Annotated in this window: 26 protein-coding genes and 1 pseudogene; 4 read left to right on the top strand and 23 right to left on the bottom strand. The window is 50.9% G+C overall.

The window, feature by feature from the left end; genetic code table 11:
* Nucleotides 1-59: 59 nt before the first annotated feature.
* The 8 genes from B5F54_RS09470 to B5F54_RS09435 form a co-directional block, all read right to left on the bottom strand.
* A complete protein-coding gene (locus tag B5F54_RS09470) occupies nucleotides 60-1,097 on the bottom strand; it encodes a hypothetical protein (RefSeq protein WP_071430796.1) in 1,038 nt (345 codons plus the stop codon).
* A complete protein-coding gene (locus B5F54_RS09465; protein WP_328245464.1) occupies nucleotides 1,097-2,266 on the bottom strand; it encodes an antirestriction protein ArdA in 1,170 nt (389 codons plus the stop codon). Before B5F54_RS09465 ends, B5F54_RS09470 begins: the two co-directional genes overlap by 1 nt.
* A gap of 1 nt (nucleotide 2,267) precedes the next feature.
* Complete coding sequence (locus B5F54_RS09460) at nucleotides 2,268-3,365, bottom strand: DUF4314 domain-containing protein (protein ID WP_139193380.1); 1,098 nt, start codon at nucleotides 3,363-3,365, stop codon at nucleotides 2,268-2,270.
* Nucleotides 3,366-4,376, bottom strand: coding sequence for an LPD28 domain-containing protein (locus tag B5F54_RS09455; protein WP_172749674.1), 1,011 nt, complete (start codon nucleotides 4,374-4,376; stop codon nucleotides 3,366-3,368). It abuts the gene before it with no gap.
* A 263-nt stretch (nucleotides 4,377-4,639) separates the two neighbouring features.
* Nucleotides 4,640-5,761, bottom strand: coding sequence for a DUF6329 domain-containing protein (locus B5F54_RS09450; protein WP_071430801.1), 1,122 nt, complete (start codon nucleotides 5,759-5,761; stop codon nucleotides 4,640-4,642).
* Nucleotides 5,758-6,951 (bottom strand): antirestriction protein ArdA, encoded by a 1,194-nt coding sequence (locus tag B5F54_RS09445; protein ID WP_071434940.1) that lies wholly within the window; start codon nucleotides 6,949-6,951, stop codon nucleotides 5,758-5,760. The genes B5F54_RS09450 and B5F54_RS09445 overlap by 4 nt, the downstream gene beginning before the upstream one ends.
* Nucleotides 6,952-6,953: 2 nt before the next feature.
* Nucleotides 6,954-7,649 carry a hypothetical protein gene (locus tag B5F54_RS17310; protein ID WP_087327425.1) on the bottom strand — a complete coding sequence of 232 codons (696 nt, stop codon included), beginning with the start codon at nucleotides 7,647-7,649 and terminating at the stop codon, nucleotides 6,954-6,956.
* Nucleotides 7,650-7,721: 72 nt separating this feature from the next.
* Nucleotides 7,722-8,414: a hypothetical protein gene (locus tag B5F54_RS09435; protein WP_087233670.1), complete on the bottom strand. Its 693-nt coding sequence runs from the start codon at nucleotides 8,412-8,414 to the stop codon at nucleotides 7,722-7,724.
* Between the two features lie 606 nt (nucleotides 8,415-9,020).
* Here B5F54_RS09435 and B5F54_RS09430 point away from each other — a divergent pair.
* The 4 genes from B5F54_RS09430 (at nucleotide 9,021) to B5F54_RS09415 (ending at nucleotide 11,225) form a co-directional block, all read left to right on the top strand.
* The gene (locus tag B5F54_RS09430; RefSeq protein ID WP_140400353.1) at nucleotides 9,021-9,602 is read left to right on the top strand and encodes a hypothetical protein; all 582 of its coding nucleotides are present in this window, start codon (nucleotides 9,021-9,023) and stop codon (nucleotides 9,600-9,602) included.
* A gap of 200 nt (nucleotides 9,603-9,802) precedes the next feature.
* Nucleotides 9,803-10,099 carry a hypothetical protein gene (locus B5F54_RS09425; protein WP_087233664.1) on the top strand — a complete coding sequence of 99 codons (297 nt, stop codon included), beginning with the start codon at nucleotides 9,803-9,805 and terminating at the stop codon, nucleotides 10,097-10,099.
* Between the two features lie 19 nt (nucleotides 10,100-10,118).
* Entirely contained in the window at nucleotides 10,119-10,790 is a 672-nt protein-coding gene (locus B5F54_RS09420) for a hypothetical protein (protein WP_087233661.1), read from the top strand.
* Between the two features lie 3 nt (nucleotides 10,791-10,793).
* Nucleotides 10,794-11,225, top strand: a complete 432-nt coding sequence (locus tag B5F54_RS09415) for a helix-turn-helix domain-containing protein (RefSeq protein WP_087233658.1) — start codon at nucleotides 10,794-10,796, stop codon at nucleotides 11,223-11,225.
* A gap of 47 nt (nucleotides 11,226-11,272) precedes the next feature.
* Here B5F54_RS09415 and nrdD read toward each other — a convergent pair.
* From nrdD to B5F54_RS09335, 15 genes and pseudogenes are all read right to left on the bottom strand, one after another.
* A pseudogene (gene nrdD, locus B5F54_RS09410) lies at nucleotides 11,273-11,389 on the bottom strand (anaerobic ribonucleoside-triphosphate reductase); the annotation flags it as partial.
* 38 nt (nucleotides 11,390-11,427) lie between these two features.
* Nucleotides 11,428-11,652, bottom strand: a complete 225-nt coding sequence (locus tag B5F54_RS09405) for a hypothetical protein (RefSeq protein ID WP_087233651.1) — start codon at nucleotides 11,650-11,652, stop codon at nucleotides 11,428-11,430.
* Complete coding sequence (locus tag B5F54_RS09400) at nucleotides 11,649-12,386, bottom strand: leucine-rich repeat domain-containing protein (protein ID WP_087233648.1); 738 nt, start codon at nucleotides 12,384-12,386, stop codon at nucleotides 11,649-11,651. Before B5F54_RS09400 ends, B5F54_RS09405 begins: the two co-directional genes overlap by 4 nt.
* Nucleotides 12,386-13,120 (bottom strand): hypothetical protein, encoded by a 735-nt coding sequence (locus tag B5F54_RS09395; protein ID WP_087233645.1) that lies wholly within the window; start codon nucleotides 13,118-13,120, stop codon nucleotides 12,386-12,388. Before B5F54_RS09395 ends, B5F54_RS09400 begins: the two co-directional genes overlap by 1 nt.
* A 213-nt stretch (nucleotides 13,121-13,333) precedes the next feature.
* Entirely contained in the window at nucleotides 13,334-13,615 is a 282-nt protein-coding gene (locus tag B5F54_RS09385) for a hypothetical protein (protein ID WP_087233639.1), read from the bottom strand.
* Nucleotides 13,599-13,925, bottom strand: coding sequence for a PF13754 domain-containing protein (locus B5F54_RS09380; protein WP_087233637.1), 327 nt, complete (start codon nucleotides 13,923-13,925; stop codon nucleotides 13,599-13,601). The genes B5F54_RS09385 and B5F54_RS09380 overlap by 17 nt, the downstream gene beginning before the upstream one ends.
* A complete protein-coding gene (locus tag B5F54_RS09375; protein ID WP_087233634.1) occupies nucleotides 13,918-14,865 on the bottom strand; it encodes an Ig-like domain-containing protein in 948 nt (315 codons plus the stop codon). The genes B5F54_RS09380 and B5F54_RS09375 overlap by 8 nt, the downstream gene beginning before the upstream one ends.
* A gap of 12 nt (nucleotides 14,866-14,877) precedes the next feature.
* Nucleotides 14,878-15,174: a hypothetical protein gene (locus B5F54_RS09370; RefSeq protein WP_087233631.1), complete on the bottom strand. Its 297-nt coding sequence runs from the start codon at nucleotides 15,172-15,174 to the stop codon at nucleotides 14,878-14,880.
* A gap of 3 nt (nucleotides 15,175-15,177) precedes the next feature.
* The gene (locus B5F54_RS09365) at nucleotides 15,178-15,504 is read right to left on the bottom strand and encodes a hypothetical protein (RefSeq protein ID WP_087233628.1); all 327 of its coding nucleotides are present in this window, start codon (nucleotides 15,502-15,504) and stop codon (nucleotides 15,178-15,180) included.
* 13 nt (nucleotides 15,505-15,517) lie between these two features.
* The gene (locus B5F54_RS09360) at nucleotides 15,518-16,315 is read right to left on the bottom strand and encodes an N-acetylmuramoyl-L-alanine amidase (protein WP_087233625.1); all 798 of its coding nucleotides are present in this window, start codon (nucleotides 16,313-16,315) and stop codon (nucleotides 15,518-15,520) included.
* Nucleotides 16,312-16,797, bottom strand: coding sequence for a hypothetical protein (locus B5F54_RS09355; protein ID WP_087233623.1), 486 nt, complete (start codon nucleotides 16,795-16,797; stop codon nucleotides 16,312-16,314). The genes B5F54_RS09360 and B5F54_RS09355 overlap by 4 nt, the downstream gene beginning before the upstream one ends.
* Nucleotides 16,790-17,596, bottom strand: coding sequence for a phage tail assembly chaperone (locus B5F54_RS09350; protein WP_087233620.1), 807 nt, complete (start codon nucleotides 17,594-17,596; stop codon nucleotides 16,790-16,792). The genes B5F54_RS09355 and B5F54_RS09350 overlap by 8 nt, the downstream gene beginning before the upstream one ends.
* A 1-nt stretch (nucleotide 17,597) precedes the next feature.
* Entirely contained in the window at nucleotides 17,598-19,157 is a 1,560-nt protein-coding gene (locus B5F54_RS09345; RefSeq protein ID WP_087233616.1) for a hypothetical protein, read from the bottom strand.
* Between the two features lie 39 nt (nucleotides 19,158-19,196).
* Nucleotides 19,197-20,093, bottom strand: a complete 897-nt coding sequence (locus B5F54_RS09340) for a hypothetical protein (RefSeq protein WP_140400352.1) — start codon at nucleotides 20,091-20,093, stop codon at nucleotides 19,197-19,199.
* 125 nt (nucleotides 20,094-20,218) lie between these two features.
* Nucleotides 20,219-21,763 (bottom strand): hypothetical protein, encoded by a 1,545-nt coding sequence (locus B5F54_RS09335; RefSeq protein WP_087233610.1) that lies wholly within the window; start codon nucleotides 21,761-21,763, stop codon nucleotides 20,219-20,221.
* Between the last annotated feature and the right edge of the window lie 4 nt (nucleotides 21,764-21,767).

Genomic DNA, 21,767 nt, shown 5'->3' with positions numbered 1-21,767 from the left:
GGCTATTTCATTTCTTATTTCATCACCTCCGTTGCGGCGGCTGGTCTGTGGGTGGCTTTTCACATGGACATGGTCGGCTCCATATCCGGCTGACTGTACTCATAGACCAGCTCTGTGCCGTTCCAGGATACGAAGCCATGCGCAGCGGCGGACAGACCCATGTTCTTCATCCTCTGGTTGGCATACCCCTCCGCATCAAAGCAGGAGGCAAGCAGCTCGTCCCTGGGGTATACGCCGTCCCGTTTCGCCAGCTCTTTTCCGAAATCGGCGAGTTCCATGTCACGGGGCATGAAGTGATAGCAGTGGAGGTTCTGTGCCAGATCCAGGGCGTAATCCAGACGGTGGCAATCCTCCAGCTCCATCACAGCCTGCCATTTATCCAGCCACTGGGGTCCTCCCTGCCCCTGTTCCGCCCAGACATAGCCGAAGTCGATGGCGTGACGGACGAGTTCCGCTGCGGAGCCGTACTGAGAGAGGATGTCCTTCAGCTGCGGGAGGCAGCAGCCCACATCCACAGCAATGCACTCGCTCAAAGACTCCACCTCCAGTGCGTCCAGCGCCAGGAGAAGCTCGTCCGGGTGTGCGGCATCCATATACTCGCCGGTGTCCGGGAATCCCACCCACACGCCGTCCGTATTGAAGCGGCTTGCCAGCCTGACTCGGATACCGTAGTCGCCTTTGTCGGGATTCAGCGTCGGGGCGCCATCCAGAAACGGATCGATCAGGGAGGTGACCCTGATGAAGTGCCCGTCGCAGAAGGTGTTCCCACCTTTCTGGCGGTAAGCTGCCCCCACTTTCTCCGGGTCAAGAAATGCACGTGCCTGGGAGGCAGGGCGCTGGATCTGTTCCATGATAAATTTGCCAAGTCGGGCATCGTCCCCGGCGCCGTAGAACAGGTCGTAGTGATCCAATTGACTGGCAATCAGCATCACATCGCAGGTCATCCTCGGCTGCTCGATCTGCATGGCCCCTCGGAACAGGAGACTTTCTTTGACCGTCATGTTCTCGAACCGCCGCTCCAGCCAGTCGTGCTGGGACTTGGTCATTTCAAAGCCGTCCAGGAGATCAAGGAGCCGCCTGGTTTGCCGATTTGCCATCACATCATCTCCATTCCGGCCTTCTCTGCCTGCATTTCTTCGCTGCGGATCGGCTCGCCATCCCTGCGCTGGACCAGCCCATAGGGGGTCAGCAGTGCGTTGTTTGACGCCATGACATCCTTGCCGTAGCTGTAGAGGACAATGTGCTTTTGCAAAATAGACCGGGAATGCTCATCCACAATGAAGCGAAGCTCCTCTACGGCCACCTCCTCGGGGGTCCGCTGATCCGGCTCGATCAGGTAGTCATCCAGATTTTCCGCAATTCGGACAGCGGCAGCGATATCGTGACAATCCGCCGCAAGGATAACCGCCTTGTATGTGGAGAGGTCTCCTTGCGCGACCATCTCCTTGAAGCATTTGGCCAACTCGTTCAGTTCGTGAACATCATTGCAGTCCATGCTTTCCAGAAGCGCGGGCATCGCGCTGTCCTCCACCTGGACAGACATTTCCGACCATGAGGCGCCTCCGTAAGCCTCCAGAACAGCGTCCAGCCGTTCCTGCGTAGCGGGCAGATCCAGGCACATCCTGTTGTCCGGCTGCTCATCGGAGTGGGAGGGACACTTGCCGACCGTCAGGCGGATGCCATATTCCGGCGCTTCGGGGATCAAGGCCAGGCTGTCATATACCTGCTTCAGCTCGTTGTGCTGCGTGACATAACCACCGTTTGCAAAGACGCCGCCCTCCTCAAATCGGGCGTTTCTGCCGAGCTTCTCAAAGTCCAGGTACTCGAAGATGGGGTCGGGGACTTTGTCAAGTGCGGGGATGAAATCATTCTCGGCGTAGAATCTGCCCAGCTGCTCATCCGTTGAGGCGTTGACCACGTGGCAGCAGTCTGTGCTGTAGGCCAGATCGATCATGGTGGCAACACTGATGGGGCCGTACTTTTTGGCCACCTCCATGTTGAACAGCCCTTCAAAGGCAGTCTTTTCTCTGCCGTTCATCTGTCCCAGACAGGTTGCCAAAGCGTTAAGCTGATAGAGATCGCATTCATGGGCCAAATGGTCTTGCAGGAAGACAAAGCCATGGTGTTCGAGGAATTCCCATCTCGGCTTTTCGCCCAGCGTCATCTGAAGCTTGTCCAGCGCATCCAGAAGGCCGTAGTAGGTAGCCGGAAGCTCCAGCTCGCACCACCGGTTCGTCTTCTCCCCGAACAGCTCCACACGAAACACTTTATCCAAGGGTCATCCCTCCCATCGTCGTTCCATGCTCCATATCATTCGCCTCGTCCGGGGGACAAGGCTCACTCATTTTGCCGGAACTCCTCTCCCCACCGAACCCGCTGTGCCGGGCTTCGGCGGGGGCCCCGGTTTGTACATAGTCTTCCTGGTACTTGGCGGGGTCAGCGCCGGGGGCATCCCAGCCGCACATACTGCCCACCTCCATGGCCTGCCGCTGAATGGGGCTGACTCCCAGTTTTTCGTTCAGCTCGTCCGCCAGCTCCACATTTTTCTCCTTGTCGCCGGTGTCCCAATCGGAGGGGTAGTAGCCGGTCTCGCCCCGGCGGATGCAGATGAGATCGCCGGTGGACCTGAGGGTGGAGAAGCACATCTCCGGCAGGCCGTCTGCCACTCTGGGCGCGAACTGCTCCGCCTCGGTTCGGATGTCCCAATTGTCCTCCATGCTCCACAGGTGGACATACAGCTCGTCGTCGCCGACGCAGATCTCCCGCTGTTCGAAACCCTCGCCCCAGCCATCCGAGGCCTGGCCGGAGACGTACTCCTTCAGGGTGGTCAGATCTTCCGGGGTGAGGGCGCCGACCACCCGGCACTCAGCCACGCCCCATAGCCGGCCGTTCCGCTCCTCGACGGTGAACACGGCGGATTTGACCTTCTGGTTGACGCTGTCATCCTTGCCATACCAGTGCATGATGCCGCTCTCGGCTTCTTCCGGCATCCGGTTGTTGATCAGGGCTCTGAGGATCTCGCCCTCATAGCACCGCAGCAGCCTTCCGTCCAGCGGGGTGCTGTCGTCCTCCATCTCCCCATACTCGTTGCGGGTGTAGAGATCGGCGGTCAGGGGCATATACAGCTTCAGGGTGGTGGGCTCGGGCGGCAGAACGGTGAAGCTGTCCTCACCGATGATCAGCGCCAGGGTTCTGCCGTTGTCCCACTTCATGTGGAACTGCCCAGCATCGTCGATGTAGTCCAGAGTCCCTGTGCTGCCCGGCTCCAGCGGGGCATACGGGTCTTTCATCTCTCTGAGCTTGATCCTCGAACCTGCGGGGAACTGTTCCCGCAGGAAGTCCAGCCATTCTTTTGGTGCTGACATTTACATTCCTCCCATATTCATATTTTGGCCGGGATTGTTTTCATAGTCCGCAAGAGAATGGGGATTTTCTTCGCCATAAAGGTCGAAGAGGATGTCATCCACCTGTTTGCGGACAGCCGGGTCATCCGTCAGAGTCTCATACCGGAAACCCGTCACATCCCGATACGGCAGTTCCTGCCGGATGGCAGCCAGATAGGTTTGGGGATCGTGATACTCCCGCTGTTCCCCATTGGCAAAGGTCGCACGCCCCACGGCCCTGTTCTGCTGGGCCATCTGCTGCTGACGCAGGTCATAGCAGTAGAGATACCCCTGGTAGTCGCCGGGAAACGGGGTGCAGCGCAGGCAGTAGCGGTAATGCTCCGTTTCTGCGATGTAGCCATAACTCCGGCCGTCCTCGGTGATGGCCCCGCCGTTCCGATAGCAGTAGGCTCTCATCGATGCCAGGTCCTTCAACGGGCCATCGGCACGAAGGGTGTCCACCACTTCCTGAAGGTCATCCTTAAATTCCCCGGTGTTGAATTGGTCTTCGTTATGGGGCCACCAGGAATGGTGAAATCCTTTTCCGGAAGAACCGAAATCCATCCGCATATGGCCCACTGTACCGGCCTGAAGGTCCCGTTCTTCTTCCACCTGAGAATAGAACAGGCCCGCCTCCTCACGGGAAGCGGGCCTGAGTTTATATTTGGGTGGAGTCTTCAACCCATACTGTTTGCAAAATTCCGTGAGTGTGATCTCATCGCCGAGAAAATCCAGCGCATCACCAATCTCACGGTAGTCCTGATTATCCGGAAAGGAAATCGGTTCCGGCACAACGATAGAACCAGCGTGATTAACCACAACCAGAATTTCCAGCGTACAGGGTGAGCCCGGATCATTGTCACTGCCTCGCAGATCATATACATGCCAACCGTCCGGCACAGTGTGGGTGTCTACTCGCGCATTGGTGAACAGGGCAGGCTTCCCAAACAGCTCGATATGCTCATACTCCTCAGTCATCGCATTGACGCTCATTATTTCACCTCTTTCCCCTTGGTATAGCTACACAACATACCACAGCTCAGCGGAAATGGCTATGGCCAAAAGGCATCTTGCCGGAAAAGTGGAGATACCCGGCGACAGCGGCTCCCAGTGCCGCCATAGATGCTATTGTGATCATTATTTTCTTCTTCATTCACATTCCTCCCAATCATTGGATCGTGTTGTTCAGGTCACCTGCATATCGAGGAGAGAATACGCCGCCAGCTTTACGCAGAGCAGTTCGGTTTCGTGGGGCATCAGGAAAGCCCTTCCATCTCCATCGCCTGCGTTTCCTCAGCAAAGGGGCTGCTGCACCGGCGAATCAGGCCAAATTCCGTGCGCCGGACTCCGTCCTCCACCATGGCGTCCTCGCCCAGCTTCTCGAAATCCATATACCCGTCGATGGTATCGATCAGTTCATCATCGGCACCGATGCGCCGAAGGACCGTTTGCCCGTATTCATAGGCGTCCTCCGGGATGCGCTCGTAGTCGTCCAGATTCATGGCATAGCGGAGCGCCTCCTGCATGGTCCCTGGCTGTTCCACAGAAAGAACCGACAGATATTTCAGCAGCTCACCATCGTCACACTGCATCCCCTCAATGGCCCAGGCCAATTCGTTTGCGTCTTCCACGCAGACCCCTGTAGTGGGAATATGCTCGTCCATATAGGGAACAGAAAACGACACTCTGGTGATTGCTGCCTCGGCAAAACAATCGATGCCCAGTGTTCTTTTTACTCGCTCCAATTCCTCTTTCGTTGCCGGAAGGCAGACGATCGCTTGCGCCTTAGCGGAGGAGAGGTCGAGCTGGACCTTCGACTTTTTCTCTCTGACAAGCGCATCATCCTGCTTGCGGAGCACATAGCCTGCATGGGTATAGGCGCCGCCATGGTCGGCATAGTATTCTGCGCCGATCTTCGCAAAGTCCAGGTAGGGCCAGGCGGCTTCAGGGAATCTGGGATCGCCCTGAATCTGGCCTGCAACAGCGACATAACGGCCAAGTGTCACATCTGAATTGACATTGGGAATGAGGATGTAGTCCGGCACCTGTTCCGCCACACGAATCATATCACTCAGGTCATTGATGCTGCTGCCATCCAATGCGCCGGCATAGATGTTCCGTTCACGGGAGTCCATTTTGGCAATGATGCTGGAAAGCTGATTCAGCTGTGCAAGCTGCGTTCTGGAATCGGGGTCAAGCCCGCTGAGGTACGACGGCAGATTAGCGATCACGCTTTTGATCTCGACGATCTCTGTTTTGCCCGTTCTGCTGGCCTCATCAAGCCGGCTGACCGCTTCTGTCATAGCGTCATGCGATGCGGGAAAATGGAGCGGGACAATGGCCGGACTGCCGCTTCGTTTCATGAAGAGTTGGATCATGCCATTCCCCCTATCTGAAAGTCCTGTTCCCGCTGATAGGCTTCTGCCGGGTCATCCGCCATCAGTTCCTCCAGACTCAGCGCACCCTGGTAGGCGATATAGCCGCGGTCAGTAAACACGCCGGACTCCTGATCCATGTGCTGCAGGCCATACCGCTCGTAGTCATAGAACTCGTCCAGATTGGGGTCATACTCAAAATGACCGGATTTCTGGATCATGTATTTTCCGTATTCCGCAGGGGTATGTGCGCCGGGGGCAAATGCAAAGAGATCCAGGTTTTCCGCCAGATGCCGGATCTGACCGGCGCACTCCGGCTTGGCCATGCTGACTGCGGCCCCCAGCTTCTCACGGGCGTCATATGAAAGCTTGTCCATGACCAGCGCCAGCTCATTGAGCTCGTGTATGTTTTCGCACCGGAAGTCCAGTACCACATCCACTTCCTCGGGAAATGAGCTTTCACTCATCCAAAGACACCTATTCTCAGGCGCAATGCCGCTGCGCTGCATGGCGCGTTCAATCTGGCCTTTGGAGGCAGGGAGGTATATCCAGGTGACATTTTGGGTGTTCTCCGGTTCCTGTCGGGAAGATATTCCGATAGCGGTCAGATCGGCCTCATAGTGATAGCAGGGCAGGTGCTTTCCATCGTAGAGCTGCGAGAGCTGCATACCGTTGTCATAGACCACACCGTAGCGGGTGATGGTTCCCTCGTTGCCCTCAATCAGCAAGATGGCGGTTTCCTCTCCGTCCAACTGCTCCAGTTCCTCCATGCTGGCACACCCGCCATGGATGTTCATGTAGTGATCACGGCCAACCTCTTTCAAATTTGTGAAGTCCGTGATCACCGTTGCCTGCTGGCAGCAAAAGGTCAGGTTGATGAGATCCTTCATGCTGGTGAGCTGCAGTTTTTCGGCCATGGCCTGAAATTGCGAAAACTCGCCCACATCAAAGCTGTCCAGCCGCTTAGCCAGATAGTCCAGCTCGTCCAGATTGACCCTGGCACCTTCCAGCCGATACAGCACAGGCCAGGCGCTGTCGAGTGCGTCCACATGGCAGTCGGCATCCGATACATGGCCGATTTCCAGTGACTCCAACAGCGCAACGCAGTGGTCGTATTGATTTCTGGGAATGGGCAGGGGGATCGTCGCAACACCATATTCCGGGTGGTCGGCGTTGCTCAGAACTGCTTTCATGATCAATTTGCATCACCTTTCTTTTTCTCAAAATTCAAAATCGCATCACCGTACTTGGCCAGAAGCAGAGCGCAGATAATCAGGTGGAACGCCTCATCTGTGACCAATTCGGGGGATGCGAGATCGGCAATGGTAATGTTTTGGCTGCCGGTGGAAATGGCTTTGGCCGCCTGATAAACGCTGTAAAGCTCCGGCTGGATGCCGGCCAGCCGGAGGGACTGGAAATCAAATCCGCAGGCATCAAACTTCCAGATCATCCTGCGCCAGATATCGTCGTAGGCTGTCAGGAGAAACAGTGCGGCCTGGTTGCGCTGCGACAATCGGCGGCAACGTGTTCGCCAGTGCATCCAACGGCTACGGTGTTCGTCAGAATGGAAGGCTTGCAGAGGATATGGGTAGATCTCCTGTGCCAACCGTTTCCAAAGCCTCATTCTCAGCTTGCCACGGAGGCAGTCCTCAATTACTTTCGCAAGGCTGAGCGACCCGGTCTCGATTCGTTCCCCCAGGCAAGTGCATTCACACAGCGGGCAGGGATTTTCCTTTGAGTAGTTTGTGCAGTACTGGCAATCGACATCTTCAGACTGATAGTGAAATGTAGGTCGGCGTAGGCCGTGACCTCTGGGCTTGAAATGGGGCGGGGTCATCATCATCTGCTCCATCTGGTATAAGGGGGTATCTCTCATGAAGTAGCGCGTCATGGGTGGTGTGCTCCTTTCGGTGAAATAAAAAAGCGCCGGAGTCTTATTTCTAAAACTCCGGCGCTCGGTGTATTACATGGTCAGTTCCTGGCTTTGAGAATCCAAGGAGTGCTGCTCCTGCTCTCGCATGCGCTCCAGGATGTTGGGCATTCCACGTAGGATCTGTTCCTGAACACTTTTAATGCATTGTTCCTGGTCGACAGTCAAATCAACTCCGGCATCCAGTGTGTCGGTGCAGCATCGATAGATTTCGGTGAGCTGTGCTTCGTTAAAAATCAGCTGTTTGGAGACGAGACCGGCACGGATGGCGAAGTCCTGCTTGGCTCCCGTATAGTTATCCTGAAAGTAATGGCCTTGGTTGAGACCTGTGCGGTCACAGCTCCAGTCCCATGTGACGAAATGGACGCCAAGCCGGGTGGGGTGGGCAGCCAGCACTGTGCCGTTGAAGTCGGCCAGCAGGCGGTAGTCGCCGGTCAGGCTTTGGGCCTGCAGGGGCGGAGCCTGTTCCAGCAGCGTCATGTACTCCCGCACTGTGCAGGCCAGATCAGTGACTCGCTCACAGGCTCGTTCCCGTTCCGCCGTTGCCACATCCTCCTGCCAGTAGCGAACCCCTCCGCCCTCTGTGATCCGGCAGAGGGGGAGACCATCCCATTCCACCGGGAGAAGATCATCCTGCTCCGGCTGCGTGGTGAAGCCTTCCCGGCCAAGCACCGTGCAAAGTTCTCGGTAAAATTGTTCTCTATCCATCTTGTTGTGATGCTCCATCAGAAAGACCTCCAGTCATTTCAATTTATACGCCCGCGCAAATAAAAAAAGCCGCCACCTGAATATAGGTGACGGCCACAGAACTTCAGAACGAAGTGGATTGTACTACATTTTGGTACAATCCACTTCGTTCACAAAAAATTAACAAAATATTTTTTGGAGAACACGAATTATTTCCGTATTTTCACCTCGAAAGCGGGCTGAAAAGCGCCGGGATTTAGTTCAAGTCCTCACCCCATAGGGGAAAGGCCGGATGATATCTTTTTCTTGTGCAGTAAAATTTGGACACGAAAAAAGCCCGGAAACCGCATGGTTCCGGGCTTTTTCGGTGCGATATCTTTTTTGGTCGCACAATGTGGTTGCGGAGGTCTGCAATGCATAGTATGTACAACGTTCCGCAAATCCGCATGATCCCGCCATGAGCCTGCACTTTAAAATTATGTCTCTTAGATTAACACTAGTATACCATCTGTTTGATTGCGCCGCAATTACTGATGATATATTTTTTAAAAAAATTGCAACTTTTTTCAAAAAACATCTTGACAAATTGTGTATATAGTTATATAATAAATCACAAAGAGATAAGATATAGACAACAAGCAGTACATGGAGGCAACGATTATGATCTACCGCGATACAATAGGCCGTCCAGATGCAAAAGCCACCGTATCTATGTTTGGATGGTTTACCCCGGCCTTTGGATCAGCTTATTATAGCCTGTCTCACGTCAATGATTGTCCAGATCGCAAGTGGGATGGTAACACAGCTCCGGAAGCCATCGCCGCCGAGATGGAGGCAGACGGGTGGGAATGCACTATCCGCAAGGACGGGCACGGAAATCCCGTGATCGACTGCATTCACAAAGAGACGCAGGCAGTCATAGATGCAGCGCAAGCCGCAGCATCGGCCAAATTCGCAGGTGCGGAACATGGGTATATCCGCTTCGGGGCGCTACCGGACGGCGGGCGCAGCCGCAATCACCGAGATAACACATTAGAGTCCGGTGTCTCCTGCTTTGAGGCTGAGATCGCCTCAGACGGCAGTTTTCGTCTCCTCTTGACCCAAGTATTAGAGGTCAGTTATTTGACCGTCGCAGACCGTCCAGCATACCGCCTGTATGGAGATCGCGTCGGCACCGGCGCCGACGGGGAGCCGCTACTCCGCGTAGATCGCGCCGTTAAGATGTAACTACTTCCCGCCCAGGGACAACCTGGGCGGTTTTTCTCTTTTGACGGATTTGCTTTTGATAGTATTTAGACCCTCTGGATCACTTTGTCCAGAGGGCTTTTTGTTTGAAAAATATTTTAATTTTTTCTGATTTTCTATTGACAAATAGTGTATATAGTTATATAATTAATCACAGAGAGAGAAAAGAAAGGAAAATAAAAATGAAATATAACAAAAGTAACATCATGAGAAATGCATGGGCAATTAGAAAAAGCGCAAACGTGTCTATGTCTGTTGCGCTGAAAGCTGCCTGGGCGCTTGAAAAGGCGATGATGGCGGCAGAAGAAATCGGCAAAGAGTCTGGATGGAATTACCGAGTCGTGGCTAACGACTGGGTAAAGTATGGAAAGAACCGCACTTACATTGCTACACGCATTTATACAAACGCGTGGAACTGTAAGAGCGAGCAGAAGGTCGGTTATGTCGATAACTTTACCGGCGAGTTCTTCGCCGCGTAACAATAAGGAGGAAACGAAAATGAAAAAGAAGATCATTGATGTTGAGATTTTCGACCGCAACGACACAGTCAATGGATTTACCGTGAAACCGGGGTTTATCCGGTTTGTTACCGATGCCGGAGAAGTATTCTTTTCTTCCGGTTGGAGGGTGGGAAAAGATTACGCCCTCTTCGCTTACCGTTTAATCGACGGCAAGTGGGAGGGAGAATGGATTTTCTCCGAGGACTTTGTCCCCGGAGAAATGAGAGACCTGAATCTGTATCGGGTCTTGTGGTGCCGGGATCATGGCATCCGGCTAAACCTTACAGATTACGAGGATTATTCCGAGTTCTTTGACCTCTCGGATGACGAGGCCGAAGAAACGGAACGTGAAGAGGCTCCCGATGCCGACGGCAAAAGAGGCTGGGGAGCTTTTATGGATGCCCAGCCAGAGGAAGACGGGGATTACACGGGATATTCCCCCGCCGAGGAACGGATCGACGTTCTGACGTGCGCGATCAATTCATCTGAGTGGGCATGGACAGATGTGCCCACCCAGGAGTTGTTGCGCCACAAGGCTCAAGAAGAGCAATTGCATCTTCTCGACTTTTTTAAAAATGTCGGGAAGCGCTGGAAGTTTTGCGGTGAACTGTCGGATGATAATTTTAATTATTACGTCCGGCGTCACAAAAAAGAGGAGAAAGGAGAATAAATAATGGAAACAAAATTACAAAAAGCTATCGATGAAAAAGGCGTAAGCCAAAAATCTTTGGCAAAGGCCGCGGGCATATCCACGGTATATCTGTGGAAACTTGCGAGCGGCGAAAAGGATTTCAGCCGGGTGTCTTTGGCACTCGCGCTCCGTATCGCCGATGCTTTGGAGATCACCGATCTCCGGGATCTGGTGGATTATGAGGGTGGAGAGCTTGCGGCAAAAGCCAGCAAGAGAGTTCGCGACTCGTTTTTAAGGCGGGTTGTAAGCGAGCGTATGATCGATACCGAGCTATATCGGTATGCGATATTTGAGAAAGAGGATCATGCGCTCATCCGGCGTATCCCGATTGATAAACTGGACACGACGGCAGCTTTGCCCGGTTGGGAAACCGTTGCTATCGTTGGAGAGGGAGGGGCAATCAAAAAAGTATAAAGTCAAAAGGTGCAGCTGCCCGTTTTTTGGATAGCTGCACCTTTTCTTTATTTAGTCAATCCATGTTTTACCCGATCGCGTACTTCCGCGCGCTTTGCATTGTTGAACCGCTCTACGGTGCCAGCCAAATAGCCGGTGATCCGACGGATACGCTCGAATGGCACGCCCTGGCCTATAAGACCGGATTTATCCGCCTTTGGTATCATTCCTGCACCTCCTGCCCGGTGACAATGTTGTAGGCAGCGCGGTACACGTCCTCTTCTTCGGTTTTGATCGGGATGTCGGTTTCCGTGTATGTTCGCCCGCTGTCCAATGGGTCAATTGCATCTGCATAGCGTTCTCCGTCTCGCTCGATGTAACAACCAGCAGTGGAGTATGTATGCATAAATTGTTTGCCTTTAATAGTGATCGTCTCTGTTTTAATCATGCTGCATCCTCCATAGTAGCTACGATATTGGCAATATCCGGGTAATCTTCAATCGCGCGGATTTGGTCTGCGTACGTTGTCCAGTTTGTAGCAGATTTGTATGTGTCAACAAGCGTCTTTGGCACATATATGTATCCAGTTCCGCTTCCTATCGGAGTGCCGTTGAAAGCGTTTTTGCCATTCAACTTGCAAATATTATTATTTAAAATAATAATTGACGTTAAACTGCTGCAATATGAAAACGCATAAGTATCAATTTCTGATAACGCAGGGAGATTTATTAAGGTAAGATCGTAGCAATTCCCCAATCCGCGGGATTCTATTTTTTCAACAGAAGAAAGATTTACTGTTGTAAGAACCTTGCATCCATAGATACCATAATCCGGGATGATTGTTACAAGTGGGAGGCTTAACGATCCGAGTGAATCGCAATACGAAAATGAATAACTTCCTATGCTTTTTGCGTTGGGGAAATTTGCGGATACCAAATTATTGCATCCGTAAAAACAACGCTCCCTGATGCTTGTTTCGTTTCCAGAATAGTCTGTAATAGTTCCCTCGATCAAAGCAGAAATGGCTTCTCCTCCACCTCCACCTTCAATCTGTGCTATTTTCCCCGCATAGCTGGAAAATGGGTCGCTATCTGATATGGTTACGCCTTTTGCGGTAATTGCCGATTTTATAGCGCTCTTTGTCTCCATAAGTTTGCTAAGCTTGTCTGCAACGCTCCCCATCAGACCACCTCCCCGTTGATCTCATCAAGCAAGGCACTGATGTTCCCGACTTCTTCTGCTGAGGCCGCTCCAATCGCTTCCCGGACGTCGTCCGGCGTTGTCCAGTAAGGCGCACCGCTTGTTCCTTGCCGCAAAAATGAGCCAGCAGTTGTGGGAAATGCCAGCTGTGTCAATGCGGTGGTGCTTGACGGATAAATCAGTCGGTACGACGACCAGCTTGTTTTCCCTGTACCGCCTTTTGACACGCTGACAGAACTACTTAAATCAGAGGTATAGGGTTTGTTTGCGCCAACCGCGATCCAATAAGTCCCGTCGTATTGTAAGAGCTGAGGATCGCCGGAAGACAGCCATGAAGATGTATATCCGGTCGTTGCTGAGCTGTTTGTGTAGCTGTAGCGGCGTCGGATTTCTTTTGCGCCCAACCCATTGATATTTAACGTAGGCGTGGAACTCGAGCTTGCCCTATGCGGGATAATCGTAATCAGCATACCAACCGTTAGCTCTGTAACGCCGTCTATCGTAGCCGTAAACGCGCTTCCGGTACCCGCTGTTGTAACAATGGGGATTGCCGCGCCTGCCTGCATCGTACCTGTTACCAATCCCGCGGAGGTAATCGCCTTTTTTCCTTCCGCGATGTCGCTGGCGGTTGCGTCCGCCTGGGCCTGTGCGGTCTGCCACCCCTCTACGGCGGCATCCACTTCCTCGCCTGTGTGGGTTAAGGTGTACTCAGCCATGATAACAGTCCTCCTATTGCTTCATCGATCTGTGCGCCGGCGTACGGGATTGTATGGTCCTGTTTGTCTGCTGTGTGGAGTTCTGCGCCGCCGCTATCGTAAAGGACCGCCCCAGAAGACTCTTTCAGCACTCCATATTCTTCTGTCCCTATCGAGATTAAGCATCCTTGACCGGTAGAGGCAGGATTCGGGATGATCTGTGCGGACGTGATCCTAATGGACATTTAGGACCACCCGCACTTTCCGTGTTTCCGGCGGTATTTCATACGTGATTTCCAGCGTGTAGACGCCCGTTTCCCTCGGCTCTACCAATACGCTGATCTGCGCGCCGTCGATCTCGCACGCTCCGGCTTGTTCCGGATCGGCGTCCATGTTCTTTTTCAATTCCCACGATGCCGACGGGATAACAATCGGGCCTGATTGTTTGCTGTGCACCTCTAGTTCGATGTATTTATCCTCGCCTAAAATCCAATCGCGCTTATACACTGGCAGCACAGCAGCACCCCCTTTTAAAAATCACTGTGTACCGGTCGTTTTCCAGTTTGGCTTCGACTCGCTCTGGCAACAAGACCACTTGGTATGGGTCCTCTTCTAATCGGATGCAGACTAGTCGACTATCTTGTATGTACAGGATACCTGACCAATACGCCTGCTCCCCTATGGCGTTCTCCGCCCAAAACTCACACGCGTATTGCCCGTCCGCCAAATCGGTGGGGACCGACGCCCGCCAGACCCCACCTTCCTCTTGTTTAAATATAAGGCTGTACTGATCGGCGTTTCCCCATACCTTTACTACGCTACCCATTCATCGCCTCTTCGTTTGCATCCTCAAAGGTTATATCAATTTGGCACGTGGCTCCTGCATCTACCGGATTCGGCGTAAGTGTCACTGTTTTAAATTCAGGAGCATGCGTGTTAAGGATTATCGTACGCCTGATTGTGGTAGTTTTTCCCGCTTTGTCTGTTGCGGTCGTGTCTACATAGTTGACCCCTTCGTTTTCGAGCGTGACTTGCTTGGTAAATTTTCCTTCTTCGTTTAGCGTGACTTCTCCTTGATCGGTTTTTTCGTTTAGTATCATGGTGACCGTCGGAGTCCCGCTTGCGTCTGATGCCGACCCCTCAAATGTGATTGTTTTTTGATTTGTAACAAAGTTATCCGGCGGACTTGTGATGTCCAAAGATGGCGGCGTAGTGTCTATTTTGATCGACCGCGTAACTGTGTCTGCTGCATTTCCGTCATTGTCGGATACGTTTACTTTAATCGTATGAGCGCCGTCTCCAAGAGCCTCTTGTGGCGTGTAAACAACATCATATCCTCCGGATACAGATTCCGTAGACACCCCCGGAGAGTCGCTTCTGATCGCCGGGTTGCTGTCGATCTCGAGCAAAAATGTATCGATGTTGATACCACTGTCATCGTCGCGCAACTGGACTGTGATTTCCGGCGTGTTGTCCGTGAGCAACGCATTCTCGCCGGGCGCGGTGATCGTGGCGGTTGGTTTTACATGCTCATTCACTTCCAGCCGCAGCGCTTCGCCGATTGCCCCTTCGGTGGATGAGTTAACTTCTTTTACGTTTCCCGCCTCATCCGTCGCTCTTGCGGTCACATCATAATAATGACCTTCCTCGTTATAAGATGATCTGCTTGGCGCGGTGAATAAGGCGGTCCATTTTTTTGTCTCTCCGTTATAGGTAAGAGTGTACTCCTGCCCGTCGATAATCGCTTTTACTGTTTTGGGTTCCATGCTGTGCCCCCTTTATGCCGCATATTTGCCGCCGCTGCTCTGCAATTTTCCAAGAATATCAGACGCATAGTTCGCTCCCCGGCTTGCAAAAATACCGGTCAATACGCATCCAACGTATGGCACACTAAAAGTCACTCCCAAAGACGCATAAATGTCCGCCCCAGCCAGTACACACAACGCAACAGCAACGACCAACGCGCAAAGCTGGATGACCACCGCCCGGCGCTCTCCCTCGATGATGTTTTTCACATATTCCACAAGCCCTTCAACCGTGACGGCCAGAGTCAAAAACAATACAATAGTCTCCATTATTTAGTCCTCCTTTTCTGGTTCTGTCGGTAATCCCATAATTTCTTTATACGCTTGTTTCCCTGTCCCATTTCCGCCCAATCGTTCATAAGGGCGGTATAGATATTCGATATTTTTCTTATCGTCCAACGAGCAATATCCCCGTTCCGTGTAATAGCGATGTGCCTGATAGATACGGTCGTGCAGGATCGCTTTTACGCCGTCTTCGATTGCGTCTTGTTCCACCTTCTGTGCTTTAATCTTACGCCATACCCATACGGCAAAAGCGCCTACAACACCCGTCAAAGCCCAATACAACAGTTGCGGGCCATAGTTTTCAATCCACTCCATTGGAACCGCCTCCTTATACAATCTGTGCGGCAAATTGTTTCACCGGCTGTCCGCCCGGGGCGGTGGTGTAGATGCCCGTCATATCCCCCGGCTTTCCAATCGGTACGATTGCCGCCAGCTTGTCCTCTCCACGGTTGATCGGCACGATGGTCACTACGTCCCCCGTTCCCGCAGTCACTTGAATCTGGGTCGCATTGGCACCGGAGAATTTCGCCGTATAGTATCCGCCGCGTTTGATTTTTACTGTCCCGCTGGTATCACTTGTAATAGCCACGTTTTGTAACCCCTCCAAAATTTTATTGTACGGAAAATCCTTGCCCGGACAATTCGGTTTCGTCACCGGATTGATCTCGCAGTGCCCGACAATATGCGCCCGGTCAACCGGGATGACGACTCCATAGAGACGTTTTACTTCCGCGATGATATACCGGTGCAGATCGATGCTTGCTGCAAGTTGCTCCGTGGTCAAAGTCCCGCCGCTCACGCAGACATGCTCAATGCTGATGGTGTAGAGATTGGCGTTTACCCGCCGGTCCCGTACAGTTGCTAGCTTAGAGCGCCCATAATATCGGTTGTCTGTGGCAACGTTGCTGGTGCCGTTGGCCCAAGCCGCACGGTCAAGCGCTACCAATTGATAGACCGTTCCGTCCTTGTCAACGACGAAGTGGGCCGAAGCTTCTCTTGCGGGATTACAAAGCGTAGCAAGTGCGCCGGATGCTGTACTTCCTGCGGTGATGTGGTTGACGATTATGTCCGGTTTCCAGCCGTTGCGGCTTCCATAGTTCGGGCTGGGATGCTGCACGATGTTCATTCTGCCACCTCTTCAAAATATTGATTTAATAATTCATGTGGCAAAAACTGTAATTCGACTTTGCCCCCGTCTTCCTCTCCTACTCGTTTGCAGATATACAGCTTTCCGTCTTCTAGGTCTCTATAATATAATCCGTATGTATATTCCATTCCCCGTGCCGCTGGGATTGGATCGTCTTTTGTCCCGGCGTGGGTCTCGTCAATCACAGTCCAAAGTGCCGGCGTGATTTCGGGCGGCCAATCTCCTTGCGTCGTATGTGACGTTTTGCACTTGTATAGCAACCCGCTTGTAGGCCCCCGCATTTTGGTTTGAGGATGATCCAGGTCTTTATCGTCGTATACCTTTACCTCTGGCACCCATACCGGGTAAAGCAGTTTGTTTTCTACGGCGAGATTGTCCGGGGCATAATTAGAGATGGCTTCGATTACCGCTCGGATTCTTTTCGCTTCGGTAATCAGTTTTTCCCTGTCAAATTCAGCCATTGTTTGTCCCTCCCATTAAAATAGAAATCGCTTCCTGCTGTGCTGCAACTTGTTCTTGTAGTTTCAAATTATCATCATCTGCCTTTTGGGAGATTATAATTGTAATTTTTCCTGACTCATATACACTACGAACAAGTTCCGTAAATCCTTTGTACTCTTTCTTTTCAATTGTTATCGATTTTGACTTGTTGGGCTCTGAAAATAACTCTCTCAATTTTTGATCTTGATATGTATTTGCATCAACGCATAATTCAAGGCTGAGACATCTTTTCCCGTCAGCATAGATAGCATTCTGCTCCGCACTCAATAAAGAAATTTCTGTCCCGTCCGCCATAATTGCTGTCAAATGATCGCCTCCAAACTTTTCTGCTGGTGCTATAGGAAAAACCACATTATATGGAAATTCGGGTTGCAAAGAAATATCTCGCAATTCTTGCTTGTATTGCGCCCATATAGATTGTTCAGCTTCTTCCATTTTTGCCCACTGTTCAGCATTACAAAACGTTTTATCACAGTCATCTAGTAGTTTATCTCTGTATTCTCGGATTTTAGACGCCTCTTCATCCTGCTCATGCTGCTTGGCTAGGTTGAGCCAATACTCATAAGCAGACGCAATTCTTGCGGATAAATTTAGAGACGGATGAACGGGAAGCGTGTATTGATCGTATGTCCAAGTTTGGATACTTTTCCCTGTAGAACCATCAATCTCCGTTCCCTCGGTGATCCCGTCATAAAAAATAGCACTACTGCCTGCAATCTCAAACGAACCAGGCGGTTTTTGGATGCTTGTAATCCTCATTTCAGCCTCCTTGTGGGGTATAGGAGAGATATGCTGCTCTGATATTTGATCTAGTTATGCAAAATATACCTGTCCCACCTACAGCCGCATCATAATCTCTAAAGTACGATCCAGTCCCAATTGACGACTCATTAGAGTGTGTATGAAAAAACGTATCATAGTAAGGCGGCGCATTAGGATTGTCATCAATAACGCCTTTGACATTTGGGAGCATACCGTAAGCGTTGTTATATGACATCCCTCCGATGTAATATTGGTCAAAGCTACTCTCACCCAAAAAAGGGTCTATGGAGCCATCGTGACTTGACCCATATGGAGCATGTATCTTGTAATAATATGAGTCAGCCGTATAATCCAGCCCGTCGCACATTTTGGCCTTGCTCCCCCAAAAGTGCTCTATCCCACAAAATTTGATTCCCTCGGAGCCACTGTATACCATACCTTTTTTGTCCATTGTCCCGGTCATATTATCAGCATCATCCTCAGACTTGCCAATTCCCAACGAGGTTTGTGAGTCAGCATCACAAAACATCATCACAAACATTGCCTGGAGTAATATACGTTTTGCCCACTCTTGCTGTTGGTATCCTTTGCCATTGGCTGTTGCATATCCCCTATAACTGGAGGATGTGTTGCGAGCAGCCTCCACTCCGCTAAGTGATCGCAGCTTGTTGTTGACAACTGTACCCTCATATGCGGACATATACATTGTCTGCTGTATAACTCCAGACTCCGACAGATATGCATTGGCACAGTAGGTGTTGTCTGGTTGTGTTAGACTAAATTTGCATCCTTTCCAGGTTTTCCCACCGCTCTGATCCTCGTAGAATTTGTAATATACAAGTGGAAACTCAATCATTACATCCCCATCATCCCCAGATGTAATGTCCGCCGCTGTGCCATCGGAGCGCTTTGAATAATCATCCGGATCAAGATAATACTGTACTACCCCGTTTTTAAGAAGACATGGACGAATATTTTTAAATAGCCAGCATCCTCCAACAGAACCTGGATCAAACGTACTCCCTGACATGCTCGCCGGTATCCATTCGGATGCCCCATCCGTATACTCCACGGTTGCTGTACTCTCGTCGATTCTCCATCCTATAATATCTGGCTCGGTTGGCAGCGTAAGCGTCTCGCGCTGCACCTGCCCTCCTGTAGCCCGGATGAGCGCTGCTGCTCCATAATACTCATCTGGATAGTCGATAAGCAGGACATAGTACGTGTGCCCTTGGAGCACGTCAAACTCTGCGTTGTCGAGCGCGTCCAGCGGCTTAGTCAGATTAACACCCAGCTCACTATTACTGATCCTTACACGGGTATCTCCGACATCTCCCCCGTCCTCCGTATCCACATGGATAATCAGCTTTGTGGCATAATCCGGAGAGGCAAGCACACGGAACACGTCATCTGGCGTTGCATCTTGTCCAAGCCCATATAGCGCAGCCGTATCGTCCTGTAGCAGCGTCGCCTTATTGAGTGGAGTACCATCCTCTATTGGATCGTCTGCGCGGCTCATGTCAAATACATTGGTCTGTCCGCTGACAGGCGTAAGCAATACCCGCCCCGGATGTGTTGGTATCCTATCTTTGATAAGTCATGCCTCCCCTGAATATAAGTCTCCGCTGTAAAACCAAGCTTGTTCCATCTTCGTTATAATCTCATCGAGATCAAATAAGATTTTTTCTATGTTATTAGCTTGTTTCCATGTTAAATTATCCATACTAGACGGTGGTTCTGGTGTGGTTTCATACACAGATATTGCCGATCTTATTGCAGAGATGTTTGTTAAATATCTACTCATCTGGCTTTTTAATGGGATATCTTCTCTTTGCCAAGTAGTGTTAATGGAGACTATATCATCAGGGTTGAATTCTTGGCTTGCTGCAAATTTACCCATGCCCGAATTGCGAAAAAAGTTATTCGTAATCTTGTCATATAGGCAAGCCTCTCCATTCATATCGTAAACAGGTATGAAATCACGCACCAATATCTCGCCATCATATATTTTCATTGAGTAAATTTTAAGATTTGCTAGTTCTGTGGCTTCACCGTATGTGTTTCCGCCAAATGCATATATTTGATATTGACCTGTGAAATCTCCATCAGAATTTGTTACTGTAGCTGAATCTAGCTTACAAACATTTCTATTTTTATCTACAAGGTGTCTTCCTGTCGGAGAGATTGAACTATCAAATAATTCGTTTGTATCGTTATAGTCTGATCTGAATAGTCCATCTTCTGTAAGATGGAAGCAAAATCTTCCCTCATATGTTGGGGTCTTCCCCCTCCCTCCGAACACGCTTTGGAACGCACTTATTGTTTGGGTAAACTGGAAATCACATACAATTCTTGTATTACTCGTAGGATTAATTCCTGTGGAGATATATTGTGACCCGGTAGACTGTATATACTCTAATTCCTGATATTTTTGAGGCATCCTATGAGGAATGAAAATAGGAGAGTAGTCTACCTTATATCCATATTCCTGCAACAAATTTGCTATGTAATCGGTCGCTTCACAAACTCGATTAAGGTCAGATACGTTATAGTGTCCTTTGGAAGTAAGTGCCTCCACATCTTGAAGAGTTCTATCGAATATTAATGTGTCAATAATACTTATACAACAGCCCTCCCCTCATAATTCCCGCGGAACGCCCCGTTATAGGTGTACTGTATCTCAGTCACCAGGACTGTACTTTCTGCAAACTGGTTCTTGTTCGTCACTCTATCCAGCGGGTCAAGGCGCGGGTCTGCCCGGAATGCTCCAGACAGCACTTTCCTGTTTTCCAGATAATCGGCGGCCCATTGTGCTACAGCAGAGGCACGCTCAGAAGATACCAACGGATTGCTGATGTCCTGCGTTTCCCCTGTGGTCCCAACCGTTAAAACCGCTGCCCCATCATTTACATTGACTGCCTTTAATTGCTTTGTCAGGCTAATCTCAGAGTTTGAGTAGCTATTAAAACGGTTTATCTCATAGTCTGTTGCTCCGCTTCCCAATGGCTCAATGTGGAGCATCCCGTCACGGTCTTGATAAAAGACACAGCAGGCCGCATTTGCCACATATTGCAGGACCTCTGCAATAGTATTTTCGGATAAATCCGCAGATTCGGCGGCAGTAATGGAACTTAGAGAAGCATCCAGGGTCCACCTATCGGAACCATCCGGCATAGTTGGAAGGTCTGCTTGTTGTAGAGCGGAAGTAGCAATATCCGCCAGCGTACCCGTTGAAGGACCAGTATATGTATCGCTCATAAATTCCAGGGCATCCCTCGCTTTGAATGTGGCTGTAATGCCATTTTGCGGAGTATCCCATTCGCTCATGTAGAATGTACCGGCCTTAATCCACTCAACAGAGCCATTGAGCTTATACCCATACCTGGCCGTAATAGACTGCCGCTCCATCAGATATTTCTCTGCACCCTGCGGGTTGTCCGGGTTGTATTCGCCGTTAAGGTTGACGATTTCAAATGTAATTTCCGACTTTGGAAGCTCTGCGGACATCGGATCCACAAACATATCGTGCCCATAGCTCATAAGTTCGGATTTTCCGTAAGTCTTTTCAACTCCAACAATGATCCGCTCTATTCGTGCCCGCCTGGATGGTTTGCACCATTCCAAGACTTCAATGACGATCCTGTTGTACCCTTGGATGTCCCCTTCAACAACGGATGAGATCTCTTCATTCTCAATCACTGTTTTGGTGAACACTTGAGCGGTACCGTTATAGGCTGTTATTTTAAAACTGGATGCGTATTCGTTGTAGGATGGTGCCCATGTAACCGTTATCCCTGGAATTACTGCATTGAATACCTCTGAGAACTGAATCGTAATTGTCGGTGTAACGCTATAAGTGCCGTCATTGCCAGACAGTTCATTGCCTATAAAGCCGTTGTTCCCATATGGGCCAGAGTTAGGGACGATGCGCGCTGTTCCATTTAAGGGCCAAATGTTATGCTCCAGTGTGGCATACAGCACTTGCTCTTTTTCGGTCTCATCGATCAGGTGCTCTGTGCTTGAAAAATCTTCATGCCCGTTGTCAGATGGGGCCGCATCCGCTTGAGCGTCCGGGTCTCCCACATTAAGGATGATTTCTACGTAGCTTTCAGGAACAAGGGTCTGCTCCTGTGCATCTTTCCACGCCTGTGATACCTGTTGCATAGAA

The sequence above is a fragment of the Anaeromassilibacillus sp. An250 genome (assembly GCF_002159845.1).
GTDB lineage: Bacteria > Bacillota > Clostridia > Oscillospirales > Acutalibacteraceae > Anaeromassilibacillus > Anaeromassilibacillus stercoravium.
Note: the sequence above shows the minus strand (reverse complement) of the source record. Positions and strands in the feature narration are given on the sequence as shown.